Raw genomic sequence first — 13,559 nt, forward strand, 5'->3', positions numbered from 1 at the left:
TCCTTCAGTGTCCCGATCTCTGAGAAAGAACGGGTCATCTAAATACGAACAAGGACTTCACGGTTGTGAAGTCCTTGTTCGTATTTTAGATATATCAGTTTTATATCAGCCTGAATTATCCTACGCTGACAGCGGGCTGATTTTTGCTAAGCCGTTTCATTTCCAGCGTTATCAACGTTGCTGTGATCAGAACGGATAAGATATCTGCAATCGGGGTAGCCCGCCAGACACCCTCAATTCCCCAAAAATGAGGCAGGACCAAAAGAAGCGGTATATAGAGCAGTACCTGCCGTGAAAGGCTCAAAACAGATGATTGAAGCGGTTTGCCGACTGCCTGAAAGTAACTTGAGCAAATAATTTGAAAACCAATCAGTGGGAACATGGTAAAAAATACCAGTATCACGTGAGTTGCCAGTTCTGTAAGCGCCTTATCGTTGTCACTGAACAAGCCAATGATTTGTTCGGGCCAGAAATGTATGACCAGATAGCCGGCAACAGCAATACAGGTGCTCGCGATGATGGCCTTCTTCAATGCTGCCTTAACTCTTTCAAACTGCCCGGCTCCATAGTTAAAGCCTATGATAGGCTGAGCACCCTGGCTGACACCGATAATCGGCATAAAGAACAATGTTGAAATACTCATAATGACGCCGATGGCAGACAGCGCTAGGTCGCCGCCATAAAGCATGACACTCTTATTCAGAAGCATATTCTGCAAACTGTTGGCAAGTTGCATCGCAAACGGAGCAAAGCCAATAGACAATATGGCCAGATAGATCGGAAAATCCGGTTTTAAGTTTTTCAGGCGGAGCTTAAGCGTGCTGTGGCCGAGAAGAAAATAGCCCAATACCCAAAGCGTCGTAATGAATTGGCCCGAGACCGTTGCGAGTGCGGAACCCGCTATACCTAATCCCAAATGGAAAATAAAAATGTAATTCAATACCCCGTTAATCACAGCACCGAGAATTTGCGTCAGCATCGCAATTCTGGGGTTTCCTTCAGCTCTGATAAAATTGTTCATGCCAAAACCGATTGTGCTAAAAACGGATCCTGCAACAATAATATTGGTAAAATCAAGTGCATTGGGCAATACTTCCTGATTAGCACCAAAAAAGACTAAGAGCTGTTCTGCAAAGGAGAAATAGAAAGCCATAAAAAGGAGCGGAAGCATAATCAAGAGAGTAAGTGCATTACCTACAATTTTTTCGGCTTCTTCTTTTTTCTGTTCTCCGAGCCGGATGGAGATTAATGCTGTTGCACCAATACCAACTAGCATCGCGAGTGCCATAAACAGAAGCATAATTGGGAAGGCCACTGTCGTTGCAGCAATCGCAAGTGTACCGACGCCGCGGCCCACAAAAATCCGGTCAACAATATTATATAAGGCATTCACCAACATACCGACAATCGCCGGCCAGGAAAATTGCCATAATAGCTTCCCAATGCTTTTATTACCGAATTCAAAACTTTTATCCATGTACAGTCTCCTTCTACAGTTTCTTCATAAACTGGGCTACATTTTTACCTAAAGAACTCAGGTAAATAAAGATTTCCGCTTGTCGTTTTTATCCTCTGAACAGATTATCGGAAAAACGATAATTATTCATACTAGCATTTTTGTTTGAATATTTCAAGGAGTTTTTTTAAAATATTCTTGTATGCATTTGTCAAAAAAATAAAAGGACTTCATTCTATAGAAAAATCCTTTTCATTTTGAAAAATACTAATATTATTCTGTTCCTAATATTCCTGATCGCCGAGGAGCGTCGATAGACGGACCCCAAGGGCTTGAGTGAGATGGAAAAGTGTTTTAATAGATGGATTTGTTTTATCTCTTTCGATCTCACATAGATAAGAAACGGAAATACCGGCAATCTCAGCCAGTTCCTTTTGTTTTAAATGCTTTTTCTTCCGAATCTCCCGGATTTTTGAACCAAGGGACATAACACCACCTCCGTCTAATAATTACGCATATAGCGTAATTATGCAATGATTAAATTTAGCCGTCTGCTAAAAATAGGTTCCAATCCCAAGAAAATATAGGATATTCTTCCACATTGCGCGTGTTTACGTCAAAAATGTATAGCAGCTCAGTAGACCTGGCGTTTTTCAGCGATTATACTAGTATTAATTCGCTATTATCGAAAATTTGGAGGAAATTGCGTTGACTGTCGGGGATAGGATTAAAGAACAAAGAAAAGAAAAAAAGTTTACACTTCGTAAGCTTTCTGAAAGAAGCGGTATCTCCATCTCTTATTTGAGTGATATTGAACAAAACAGAAGAAGGCCTTCTTTAGACCGGCTGACAGATATTGCCCTGGGTCTAGGAGTATCGGTATCCTACCTTTTAGGTGAACAAACGATGGATGCGGGCTCAGAACCTGAGTATTATTCCCTGGCGGATAAAAGCGTTCATTTCAGGGAAGTTTTAGAGAAATTGGACGACTTTGATTTCTGGGAAGAAAAAGATCAGGAAGAACTGCTGACGTATCTGCAAATAAAAAAGAAGATCAGGGATTCCGACCTCTCCTGAGCTGCAGACCGGCCTTTAAACGGATACGAGGCGTTCTAAAGACACCTTTAATCAAAAAATAACCGCATATATAATGGTAAAAGAGGGAATTAATGGTCCTCTTTTTTTGCGTTTTTTGATTTGATGTGGTAAAATCGGTTAAAGTAAAAAAATGTAGAATTTTGTCACCTTGAGATACAGGACAAAGATTATGGGAGGATCTCAAGCATAGAAAGATTTTATTCTGACAAAATAACAAAAGATGATGGCGAAAAGCTGTCAAAAGTCCTTAAGGAGGAAAGACCGTGTTTCAACAGAAAAGGATTGGCCGTTTTCTGGCTATGTTCCTGGTAGCATTTACGATTGCTGCACAGGTGATGTTTGTCGGGACAGCCGCCTTTGCCGAAGACAGGGAAAAAGTAAGCCAAGAAGAATGTAACGTCGTTAGTGCAAAAGAAGATCAAACATACAGACAAGAGAATTTAGCACGAATTGCCAGAGACTATCAGGTCGACCCCGAATATCTAGCGTATATTGCGAGCGTTGAAGAGACCTTTCAGCTGGAACCTTATGAACTGTTTGCCTTAATTGCCCAAGAATCAAAATATGTGCCTGCCACCAATATGGATGGCGGATCCTTATCCTACAATACGACCCAAATGAAATTGGCTACAGCTAAAACGGCCTACATGGCCATCACCGAATATTATCATAAAGAGATCCCTTATCCGAACGGGGAACTCCTGTCGGCAGACAAATATTATGCGACCTACTTAGCCGGTGGATATCTGAAGTATTTAGAGGATGTCTATATGAATAAATATGAATCGTACACGGCATATCGATTGGGGATCAACGGCAGGTTAACCTTTTACGAGAATAATGGGCATTACAAATCGGCTTATGCAGTTCAAGTCGAATCTTTAAGCCGTTCCTTTGCCCAATAATTGTTACAATTAAAAATTCAAGTATACTTTTTCCTGGCAAAATTGAAAAGGGATTTTCACCGTGAACGCGGTGAAAATCCTTTTTTAATGGTTTAGTGGCTTATATAGAAGAATTTCTATCTGGTATATTTCGTTACAGCCATTTATTAATTCACCATATTCCAGGCGGAATCCGAAGTCATTCCTTCAATGTCTGGATAGGCGCTTTCGCCATGTTGGCTGATATCAAGGCCTGTTTCCTGTTCTTCAGTCGTTGCTGCAAGAGGAGTAATGAGACTGATGACTTTAAGGATCAAGAAGGTCATGACGCCGCAGTAAGCATAAGTTGCGAGGATGGCCAAAAGTTGTATCCCAACCTGGGAAAATGACCCGGAATAGAAAAGTCCATCCGCACCATTGGGGTTTAGAGCCGTGGTGCAAAAAATGCCGACAGCCAGGGTTCCCCAGGTCCCGCCAATACCATGAATACCAAAAGCATCAAGTGCATCATCGTAACCCAGTTTAACTTTCAGCCAAGCGACTGCAAAGTAGCACAAACCTGAAGAAACCAGTCCGATCAAGACCGCAGCAAGCGGAGTCACGTAAGCGCAGGCAGGTGTGATGGCGCCGAGCCCTGCAACCATGCCTGAGACAGCACCGAGTACGGTTGGTTTGCCATGAAGCAGTTTTTCAATAATTATCCATCCCAGTAGTCCGGCACAGGCAGACAGGTGCGTAGTAGTCGAGGCAAGCACAGCAATACCGTCTGCAGCCAGTTCACTACCGCCATTAAACCCGAACCAGCCAAACCACAGGAGACCTCCGCCAAGAATCACATATGGAATGTTATGTGGGATAGCCTGTTCTGAGTCTTTATGGTAGCGTTTGCCAATATACAAAGCGGCAATCAAGGCTGAAAAGCCCGAACTAATATGGACAACAATCCCTCCGGCAAAATCCAAGACGCCCAGATCAGCCAGCCAGCCTCCGCCCCATACCCAATGGGTAAGAGGCACATAAATCAAAAGGCTCCACAGGGAGATTAAAAGGATATAGGCTGGAAAGCGCAGTCTCTCCGCTGTTGCTCCGGTCATAATAGCTGGAGTAATGATTGCAAACATCATTTGATAGAGCATAAACAACATATGAGGAATTGTTGCACTTTCTGTTTTGGGATTCAGACCAACACCTCTTAAGCCTGCATAGTCCAATCCGCCAATCAAATGCCCGATATCCGGCCCAAAAGCCAGGGTATAACCGATAACAATCCAGAGAATCGAGATAATTCCGATTGCAGCGATGCTTTGCATCATGATCGACAGGACATGGCGTCTTTTGACGAGCCCTCCATAAAAAAAAGCGAGTCCGGGTATCATTAAAAAAACTAGGGCGGTGCTGAAAAGCATAAAGGCAATATCGCCATAATTCATTACAATCTCTCCTTTTTATCCTTGCCATCCTTGCCAGCAGATTTTTGACATTCATGGCATCGCGACATTGGTCCAGTCGAATTACTTTATCGTCCGTGACGTATTCAACACCGTGAAGGCTATTTAGACGCCTCCACGCTTCCTGTTCCGCCGTCCATAGACATCAAAAAAAGAAGCCCCCAAAAAACCGGCCTGCAGGCTGGCTTTTTTTGTGGCTCCTTTGCCTAAGAAAAATATAATGAACACTCAGCAGGCTGTAAAGAGATAATAATGATAAATAATGTATACAGACAAATATACTGTATACATTATTTGTTGGCGAAACGAATCTTATTTTCAGAAGGGATAGTTTGCTTAATTTGAGATACATAGGCCAGCATCTCTGCATAATCTGCACTGTCCAGCAGCGGATCCTGCCCTGACTGATAATTGGCCAGGGCCTTTGTCACATTTAAGACGCGATATGTCTTCGGACCGGCTCTTGGAGTTTCATCAATCCAGGTCGGATAGTATGCAACATGTGTGATAACTGGTTTTTCAGCAGAACGGATATCCAGAAAAATATCAACCATGATGCCCATATTCGCCGTATCTGTTTTTTGATCGGAAATAAAATTTCCCTGGGCATAGATCACCAATCCTTCTTTTTCTTTACCAGTGGACTTGCTTTTTACTTGGAGAAAGGTGATCGGCTGGACAGCATGGACATGATTGCCGGCGATGATATCAACCTCCGTATTTTCAAAGATCCAGGTGGCCAGATTAATCTGTTCAGCGGAGGGTTTTACGGCATACTCCGTTCCCCAGTGCAAAGAGGCAATAACTAAGTCTGCTCCCAGAGCGCGCGCCTTCTCAGCATCCCTAAGGATTTTTTCCCGATCCAGATAATTCACAGCAAAAGCTTTATCTTCAGGAAGGGTAACCCCATTGGTGCCATAGGTATAGCTTAAGAAAGCGATACGCAGGCCGGAAATTTCCTGGATCAGAATTTTCTGACTGTCTTCGGCGGTCTGATAGGTTCCCGTATGTTTCAGACCAGATTGATCCAGAAAATCGATCATCCGGCTTAGGCCCGAAAAATTCCGGTCTAAAGAGTGATTATTAGCGGTAGAGACAACATCTACACCAAGTGTTTTCCGGACAGCGTCAGCCACTTGTTCCGGGGTATTAAAAGAAGGATAACCGCTATAAGTCATTTCCTTCCCGGCCAGGGTCGTTTCAAGATTGGCAAGAGTCAGGTCGGCGAGCCTTGTATCCTCCCCGATTTCTTCAAAAGAAGGTCTAAAATCATAGCCTCCGCTTATCTTGGCTGCCTCGTATTGCGTTGGATGGCACATGATATCCCCAAGCAGCGTAAGTTTAATTTGCGTAGATTCAGCAGCCTCAGGTTCAGAAGCAGCGGTCTCTGACGAATTACTTTCAGAAACGGCATCATTGGCGGCAGGCATCAGTTCTGTGGATTCGGAAGCCAGCGGTGTCTTGGCTTTTTCCCAAACGGTAACACTAAGAAGTAAGATCACCGCTGCAAATATAGGAAGCCAACGTTTTCTTAACATAGCCATCACCTAAATTCTTCACAAATTTGTTAACCAGCGTTCACATTAATGACACATAGAGTGGATAAAATAGCATCATCAAAAGATCGTTGGAATATGCGACAGGGGGTGAGCATGTGAGCAAATATCGCCAGGAAATTAAAATGAGCATCAATAACTTCGACAGAGCAGTACTGGTCAACCGTTTAAATAGGGTGCTTCCCAAGGACAAACATACCGGGCCGGAAGGCTTTAATACCGTCAGAAGTCTTTACTTTGATGATATTAATGATACGGCATTATTGGAGAAGTTGATAGGGGCTAAATATCGGGAAAAATTTAGAATCAGAACATATGATCATTCTACAGCAATCATCCGGCTTGAGAAAAAAGTCAAGAACGATGGGTCAGGCTTTAAAGAGAGTGCGATTTTGACCGAAGAGGAATGTCAAGACTTAATCAACGGCAACTATCAATTTTTGAAAAATTGTCCGGAAGCTGTATGCCGGCATCTTTATACGAAAATGAGAACTGGCCTGTTTAAGCCAAAGACAATTGTAGAGTATCAACGGCAGGCCTACATATGGGAACCGGGTAGGGTAAGAATCACGATCGACGGTGATGTAAAAACCGGACTCGCTGCAACCAGCTTTTTGGATTTTACCACCCCACTGGCCTATGCTTTAGCGAGTGATACAGCGATTCTGGAAATTAAATATGACTGTTACCTGCCAAGTCATATTGCCAACCTGATTCAATTAGACAGCAGACAGAAGGCAGCAATCTCAAAATATGTTTTATGCCGGAAATACGGATAAAAACGCAAAAGATAAATAAATACAAAGAATGCGGATTAAATGCGCAAAATTGAACCTCAACATCAAAATAATTTAGAATCTTAATGGAGGATAGTATTATGGATGCAACAACGACTGCCGTTACAACGGCGGCTACAGATCAAACATTTACCTTTGCAGATATTTTTAAAAACAATTTTCTTGAAAACGCAGTCACAAATTTTTCTATTGTTGATGTGGCGATTACGTTACTGATTTCTTTTCTACTCGGACTGTTTATCTATGCGGTGTATAAGAAGACGTTCAATGGGGTCATGTATTCCAGGAACTTTAACGTTTCTCTTGTAGGGATGGCAATGATTACCACACTCATCATCATGGGTGTCACGTCTAACATCGTTCTTTCTCTCGGCATGGTTGGAGCTTTAAGTATCGTACGTTTCAGATCAGCAATCAAAGATCCAATGGACATTGTCTTTATCTTCTGGGCCATCGCAGCGGGAATCGTCAGCGGGGCAGGGCAGTATCTGCTGGCCATTAGCGGGTCGATTGTCGTCGGAATCATGCTGATTATTTTTACAAGTAAGACAACCAATGAAATTCCTTATATGGTGGTTGCAAACTGCAATAACGGCGAGGCAGAAAGAATGCTGCTGATAAAGCTGGCGGAGCATGTCAAAAGAATGAAAATTAAATCAAAAGCAGTTCGCGGTGGACAGGGAATCGAGCTTACCGTTGAAGTGCGATTAAGAGTTGATAACACAGATTTTGTCAATACCTTGGCAGCTATAGAAGGAGTAAACGATGTTGTCCTGGTAAGTTATAACGGAGAGCTTGCAGTGTAATCATCCTTTAAGCAGCATTGCATCCGACGCCTGAAAAAGAGGGGTTAAAACATGGACAAAAAAATTACAGGGATTGTTGCGGCCCTGCTTGCAGTATGCACCTTAACGACCGCCTATTCAGTACTGTCTTCCAAGCAGGGAGACAGTGCCGTCCATTTGAACACTGGAAGAACAGGAACAGGCAGCTCCTCCACAGGGTCAGTTTATTCTGCTTATATGGAACGTTTCTTCGATCCTGACAAAGTCATCGAAATTCGCATTTCAATCCCTGAGGCGGATTATCAGGACATGCTGCAAAATCCCGCAGAGGAAGAATATAAAGAGGCTCAGGTTGTGATTGATGGCTTGAAGACAAAAAGTGTCGGAATCCGCACCAAAGGCAATTCCAGCCTTAATTCAGTCCTGAAAAGCAATTCCGACCGCTACAGCTTTAAAATTGATTTTGATCATTATATTGAAGGGCAAAGCCTTTCGGGTCTGACCAAACTGAATTTGAACAATGGCTGGGGTGATGCGTCCTGTATGCGGGAATACCTATCCTACTCGCTGCTGAAAGAGATGAACGTTCCTGTTCCTGCTTATTGCTACGCGAACCTTTATATCAATAATCATCCAGCAGGTTTGTATCTGGCAGTTGAGGGCGTTGAAGAAGCATATGCGGAAAGGTACTTTGGCCAGGACCATGGGACACTCTATAAACCGTATGGCGATCGGGGTAAAGGAAACGATTTGGTTTACAGTGATGACAATATTGAATCCTACAGCGGCCTGCAAGCTGTGACCGCCTTGAAAGAAGGCAGCAATGAGGCTTTAGTTAAGATGATCAAAGCACTAGATGAGGGCGGGGATTTAGAAACGTACCTGAATATTGACGAGATCCTACGATATTTTGCAGTTAATACCGTACTTGTCAATATGGACAGCTATCAGGGACAGTTTACCCACAATTATTATTTATATGAGGAGAACGGAGTATTCAGTTTCCTCCCCTGGGATTATAATTTGTCCTTTGGTGGATTTGGCGGAGGTACTGCGCTGTCTATTGATCAGCCGGTTTCCGGAACGTCATTAGACCAGCGCCCACTGCTGGGCAAACTACTCGAAGTACAGGCGTATAAGGACGTCTATCACCAATACATGAAAGCTTTTATCCAAGGGCCTTTTGCTTTGGAGAAAATAACGGCTAAAATCGAGAAAACCGCTGATCTGATTAGACCTTATGTCGCAAGTGACCCAACCAAGTTCTATACGCTGGAACAATTTGAACAAGCAATCGGCGAAGGCTCTTCTCAGGAACCTATAACAGACAGTAAGACCACATCCCGAGGCGGCTTTGGGGCTGGAAAGAATATGCCGGGAAGCGGAGATTTGATAGGATTGGTTGCATTTATCCGGGACCGGATTGATAATGTCTCCAAACAGCTAAGCGGGGAACTACCTTCATCGGGAACAACAGAGGATGCGGCCGGTGAAAATGCAGGTGGGCTACAGCCGCCGCTGACAAGACAGGGACAACAGGCGCAATGGGGACAACGGGCAGAGCAAGGGCTGCAGGGAATACATCCCGATATAAGACAGGATCAAGGCATGCAGCCACCGGGAAATATGCCAGAAGGAATGGATTATAAGCAAAAGATACCGGGCATAAATTGGCAGGAAGCGCCCGGTCAGAATTCTAATAATAGATGGATAAACCGTCGAGAAGATTATCTTATTGGCGGTGCGGCATTCGTGCTTATAATTTTAAGTCTGGCTATCCTGAAAAAAAGGAACAAGCATTCGATTTAAGTATAAAGAGGGTTTGCTGTTTGAACATTGATTCAGAGCAAACCCTCTTTATTTAGTATCATGCCTATCCTAAATCTACATATCCCTACTGGTAAAATTTCAGTATACGGCGTTGTCTTGCAGCTCCTTGCCATACAGAGTTTTCCTCGGTGGTTTACATGAATTAGAGGGTTGACAAGGCACTAGTGCTGGACATCATATTCTTTAAGCTGCGAGACTACTTTTTCGTTTTCCGGCATCACATACTCAGATTTGATTAGACCGACGTCTTTCTTATAGTAATATAAGCTGTAATTTCCGCTTTCAGGATACGTGATTTTTACAGTCAGGCAATTTTCAAAAATCCCGGCTGGCACTTCTACCGTGGCGGCCGTGTCAATGATCTCATATGAATTTCCTTCACTGGTCCACGAATTGCCTGAGGTAAGCGGTGATTGCAGAAGGATAGCCTCAATATTTGATGGTTGATCCAAGATATTTTTATCTTCATAGAATTCAGACTGTCTAAAGGTATTAACAATACGGTCTGCTGCAACTTCATATCTGTTAGCTGTAACAGTGCCGCCATTGTCAATTATGACCTGGTATTGATTACGCTGCTGGTACGTAACTTTTTCTGTATAAGAAGCATATTCGTTACCGATTCCTTCATAGAACCAGTAATTGCCGACACTCAACGGAATGTACGCGGCAATATTTTCAGTCTGCTCGCTGGAGGGAGAAGGGGCCGGTTTCGGTTCCGGTTTGGCGAGAGAGCATCCGTTAAAAAACAAGAGAGCCAGAACGATAATGCTCCAGAGGGCATGCTTTTTCTTTAATACATGTGTAATAGGTTCGGGGACAATTTTCATTGAATTAGCCTCCTTTGCAGTCTAAAAAATGATACAACACTATTTTCAGTATGCCAAAAAAATAATAATATAGCCAACTTTTCATTCTGTTTGATTTTCTATCTTGCAAAACAATGTTGTCATGCTACAATGTCACTATAGTCATAAATTCGTGACTTCCGTATAAAATATAAATGGATAAACTGTATCACATCCTGTATGATATTGCTGAAACGGCAGAGAAAAAAGCATATTTGAAAAGGGGACGCGAAAATGGCGAAAAAAAAGAAAATCGTGGCAGCCATTATTGCTGCAGCTGTATTGCTTTCAGGCTATCTGGGGTGGGAATATTTTTATTCTTCTGATGACGAGACGGTTGAGGCATCCGGTACAATTGAAGCTACCACCGTGGACTTGCGTGTGATGATCGCCGGCAAGGTTCAGAATTTTCAGGTAAAATCCGGGGATAAGGTCAAGAAAGCAGATATCATTGCCGAGATACAGCGTAATGATTTGGCAGCCCAGCTGGAAAGGGATAAACTAAATGTAGCAATTGCTCAAAACAATCTGGATGCTTTGCCGTCGGGAAGCAGTGACCATACAATTACAGCTGCCCAAGATCAGGTAATGCTGATGCAGGCTGTCGTCAAAACAACGGAGGCGCAGCTGGCTGATCTGCAGATAAAATCTCCGATTGACGGGACCATTCAAGCCAAAGATTATGAAATTGGTGAATATGTCACGGCCGGATCCACGTTGGCCACGGTTGTCAATCTGGACCAGGTCTGGATTAACGTATATATACCGACAGATGACCTGCCTTTTTTAGAATTGGGAAGGGAAGCGAATTTCACGATCAGTGGTCTGGACAGGGTGTTTACAGGCACGATTGCTGAAATTGCCAGCCAGGGAGAATTTACGCCCAAAACGATTCAAACCAAAAGAGAAAGGGCCAATATTGTCTACAAAGTCAAAATTGCAGTGGATAATCCCGAAGGATTATTGAAACCAGGCATGCCGGCAGATGTTGTGATCAAAATGGTAGAGACGGCCAATGATTAAGGTAAATCAGCTGTCTAAAAAATTTGGATCTCTGCTGGCCGTTAACGATGTAAGTCTGAACGTCAGCGAGGGAGAGATTTTTGGTTTGATTGGTCCGGATGGAGCAGGTAAAACGACGCTCATTCGGGTTATCTGCGGGCTGTTGACCCCAGATGCCGGTGAAGTAAGGGTTTTGGGGCTCACGGACAGAGAACGGGAAAAAGGAAAAGACGCCGGTGCCAGAAATTTTGGTTATATGCCGCAGCGTTTCAGCCTCTATGGCGACCTTACGGTCATGGAGAACTTACTCTTTTTCGGGGAGATGTACAGCCTTAAAAAAGAAGTCATTATCCATCGTTCGGAAGAGATTCTGGAAATCACCAACCTGGTTGCGTTTAAAAAAAGATTTGCGGATCAACTTTCCGGCGGAATGAAGCAAAAACTGGCGCTGACCTGCGCGCTTGTCACCAGGCCGAAACTGTTGATTCTCGATGAACCGACCTATGGTGTTGATCCGGAATTCCGGAAGGAGTTCTGGAAGATTCTATACCAGTTGAACCGGGAAGGAATGACCATGCTGGTGTCTACCCCATATATGGATGAGGCGGAACTTTGTACCTGGGTAGCGTTCATGAATGAAGGAAGCGTTCATGTGCTGGATACGCCAGTGGGCCTGAAAGAAAAATTCCCTTATCAGGTCTGGGAGGTTATGGCTGATACAAAAGAACCCTGGCTGTTCGGGAAAACAGATGGAATCCTGGATTATTCCCTATTTGGAGACAAGTACCGTTTGATCATGGACAAGAACGTCGAGGCAGAAGCCTTTATTGAACAGACCCTTACGACAAAGGGCTGCACCTTTAGCCAGCTGCAAAAAGTGGCCCCTTCCATTGAAGATGTCTTTGTCATCATGGCAGGAGGAAAATAGATGGAAAATGTGATTATTACCGAAGGCCTGATAAAAAAATTTGGTGACTTTACCGCAGTTGACAACGTTTCGCTTCGGGTCGGAAGAGGGGAGATTTTTGGTTTTTTAGGACCGAATGGCGCGGGTAAATCGACGACAATCCGAATGCTCTGCGGCATTTTGGAACCAACCGGGGGCTCTGCGGTAGTTCTGGGCTATGATCTCCGAAAGGAAGCTGAAAAAATTAAACAAAGTATCGGCTATATGTCTCAAAAATTTAGCCTCTATGATGACCTTACAGTGAAAGAGAATTTAAAATTCTATGCAGGTCTGTATGGAATTCCGCGCAAAAATTTATCCGGGAGAATGGATGAAATGATTGCGATGGCCGATCTGACAGGAAGGGAAAATGAACTTGCCGGTAACTTAAGCGGGGGCTGGAAACAACGGCTTGCCTTGGGTTGCGCTATCATTGCCAAACCACCGCTGCTTTTCCTAGATGAGCCGACCAGCGGAGTTAGTCCGACCAGCCGCAGAATGTTCTTTCAGATCATCAAAAAAATGACGAATGAGGGAACCACGGTCATGGTAACAACCCACTTTATGGATGAAGCAGAACGCTGTCATCGGGCCGCGTTTATATCCGGCGGGAAACTGATGGCGGTGGATAGTCCGGACCAACTCAAGAAAAAATCAATTCAAGGTTGCATGGTTGAGCTAAAGCTCAAGGATGGCATGCAACGCGTGAAGGAAATCGAAAAACTGCCTTATGTTAAGGAGTGTACGATCCACGGGGCGCTCCTTCACGTCCTGCTGACAGGAGAGGATGATGTTTCGCAGCTGGAGCAGGACTTGGCCTGCGAACCTCAAATTATTATGCCTTCTCTGGAAGATGTTTTTGTAGCTTTGGCCAAACAGCAAAGAACCTCGGGATACGCCGAATAGACG

General features: G+C 43.8%; 13 protein-coding genes. 8 read left to right on the forward strand and 5 right to left on the reverse strand.

The genetic code is table 11. The features are described from left to right. Positions 1-115 precede the first annotated feature (115 nt). On the reverse strand, positions 116-1,477 hold the full coding sequence (locus OKX56_RS05460) for an MATE family efflux transporter (RefSeq protein WP_019224886.1): 1,362 nt from the start codon (positions 1,475-1,477) through the stop codon (positions 116-118). 263 nt (positions 1,478-1,740) lie between these two features. After that, positions 1,741-1,944, reverse strand: a complete 204-nt coding sequence (locus tag OKX56_RS05465) for a helix-turn-helix domain-containing protein (protein ID WP_015042261.1) — start codon at positions 1,942-1,944, stop codon at positions 1,741-1,743. 220 nt (positions 1,945-2,164) lie between these two features. Between OKX56_RS05465 and OKX56_RS05470 the strand changes: the two genes are divergently transcribed. Together OKX56_RS05470 and OKX56_RS05475 are read left to right on the forward strand one after the other, a co-directional pair. Beyond that, positions 2,165-2,533 carry a helix-turn-helix domain-containing protein gene (locus OKX56_RS05470; protein WP_019224885.1) on the forward strand — a complete coding sequence of 123 codons (369 nt, stop codon included), beginning with the start codon at positions 2,165-2,167 and terminating at the stop codon, positions 2,531-2,533. Positions 2,534-2,817: 284 nt separating this feature from the next. Continuing rightward, positions 2,818-3,459: a hypothetical protein gene (locus tag OKX56_RS05475; RefSeq protein WP_019224884.1), complete on the forward strand. Its 642-nt coding sequence runs from the start codon at positions 2,818-2,820 to the stop codon at positions 3,457-3,459. Positions 3,460-3,605: 146 nt separating this feature from the next. Here OKX56_RS05475 and OKX56_RS05480 read toward each other — a convergent pair whose 3' ends face one another. Together OKX56_RS05480 and OKX56_RS05485 are read right to left on the reverse strand one after the other, a co-directional pair. Further along, complete coding sequence (locus tag OKX56_RS05480) at positions 3,606-4,868, reverse strand: ammonium transporter (RefSeq protein ID WP_019224883.1); 1,263 nt, start codon at positions 4,866-4,868, stop codon at positions 3,606-3,608. Between the two features lie 308 nt (positions 4,869-5,176). Further along, a complete protein-coding gene (locus OKX56_RS05485) occupies positions 5,177-6,424 on the reverse strand; it encodes a CapA family protein (RefSeq protein ID WP_019224882.1) in 1,248 nt (415 codons plus the stop codon). A 116-nt stretch (positions 6,425-6,540) separates the two neighbouring features. Between OKX56_RS05485 and OKX56_RS05490 the strand changes: the two genes are divergently transcribed. From OKX56_RS05490 to OKX56_RS05500, 3 genes are all read left to right on the forward strand, one after another. Then, positions 6,541-7,221 carry a polyphosphate polymerase domain-containing protein gene (locus OKX56_RS05490; protein ID WP_019224881.1) on the forward strand — a complete coding sequence of 227 codons (681 nt, stop codon included), beginning with the start codon at positions 6,541-6,543 and terminating at the stop codon, positions 7,219-7,221. A 98-nt stretch (positions 7,222-7,319) separates the two neighbouring features. After that, complete coding sequence (locus OKX56_RS05495) at positions 7,320-8,045, forward strand: DUF4956 domain-containing protein (protein WP_019224880.1); 726 nt, start codon at positions 7,320-7,322, stop codon at positions 8,043-8,045. 51 nt (positions 8,046-8,096) lie between these two features. Further along, a complete protein-coding gene (locus tag OKX56_RS05500; RefSeq protein ID WP_019224879.1) occupies positions 8,097-9,833 on the forward strand; it encodes a CotH kinase family protein in 1,737 nt (578 codons plus the stop codon). Positions 9,834-10,015: 182 nt separating this feature from the next. Here OKX56_RS05500 and OKX56_RS05505 read toward each other — a convergent pair whose 3' ends face one another. Continuing rightward, entirely contained in the window at positions 10,016-10,684 is a 669-nt protein-coding gene (locus OKX56_RS05505) for a hypothetical protein (RefSeq protein WP_019224878.1), read from the reverse strand. 252 nt (positions 10,685-10,936) lie between these two features. On the opposite strand from OKX56_RS05505, the gene OKX56_RS05510 reads away from it, so the two are divergent. From OKX56_RS05510 to OKX56_RS05520, 3 genes are read left to right on the forward strand one after another with little or no spacing between them, the layout of a single operon-like run. After that, complete coding sequence (locus OKX56_RS05510; protein ID WP_019224877.1) at positions 10,937-11,725, forward strand: efflux RND transporter periplasmic adaptor subunit; 789 nt, start codon at positions 10,937-10,939, stop codon at positions 11,723-11,725. Further along, complete coding sequence (locus OKX56_RS05515) at positions 11,718-12,632, forward strand: ABC transporter ATP-binding protein (protein ID WP_019224876.1); 915 nt, start codon at positions 11,718-11,720, stop codon at positions 12,630-12,632. Before OKX56_RS05510 ends, OKX56_RS05515 begins: the two co-directional genes overlap by 8 nt. Beyond that, the gene (locus OKX56_RS05520; protein WP_019224875.1) at positions 12,633-13,556 is read left to right on the forward strand and encodes an ABC transporter ATP-binding protein; all 924 of its coding nucleotides are present in this window, start codon (positions 12,633-12,635) and stop codon (positions 13,554-13,556) included. The last annotated feature ends 3 nt before the right edge of the window (positions 13,557-13,559 follow it).

Source organism: Dehalobacter sp., assembly GCF_030063005.1.
In the GTDB taxonomy this organism is placed as follows: domain Bacteria; phylum Bacillota; class Desulfitobacteriia; order Desulfitobacteriales; family Syntrophobotulaceae; genus Dehalobacter; species Dehalobacter restrictus.

Coding starts and splice junctions, on each gene's coding strand:
- OKX56_RS05465 (WP_015042261.1), bottom strand. CDS start 1,944: ATGTCCCTTGGTTCAAAAATCCGGGAGATTCGGAAGAAAAAGCATTTA.
- OKX56_RS05500 (WP_019224879.1), top strand. CDS start 8,097: ATGGACAAAAAAATTACAGGGATTGTTGCGGCCCTGCTTGCAGTATGC.
- OKX56_RS05485 (WP_019224882.1), bottom strand. CDS start 6,424: ATGTTAAGAAAACGTTGGCTTCCTATATTTGCAGCGGTGATCTTACTT.
- OKX56_RS05495 (WP_019224880.1), top strand. CDS start 7,320: ATGGATGCAACAACGACTGCCGTTACAACGGCGGCTACAGATCAAACA.
- OKX56_RS05460 (WP_019224886.1), bottom strand. CDS start 1,477: ATGGATAAAAGTTTTGAATTCGGTAATAAAAGCATTGGGAAGCTATTA.
- OKX56_RS05505 (WP_019224878.1), bottom strand. CDS start 10,684: ATGAAAATTGTCCCCGAACCTATTACACATGTATTAAAGAAAAAGCAT.
- OKX56_RS05515 (WP_019224876.1), top strand. CDS start 11,718: ATGATTAAGGTAAATCAGCTGTCTAAAAAATTTGGATCTCTGCTGGCC.
- OKX56_RS05510 (WP_019224877.1), top strand. CDS start 10,937: ATGGCGAAAAAAAAGAAAATCGTGGCAGCCATTATTGCTGCAGCTGTA.
- OKX56_RS05480 (WP_019224883.1), bottom strand. CDS start 4,868: ATGAATTATGGCGATATTGCCTTTATGCTTTTCAGCACCGCCCTAGTT.
- OKX56_RS05520 (WP_019224875.1), top strand. CDS start 12,633: ATGGAAAATGTGATTATTACCGAAGGCCTGATAAAAAAATTTGGTGAC.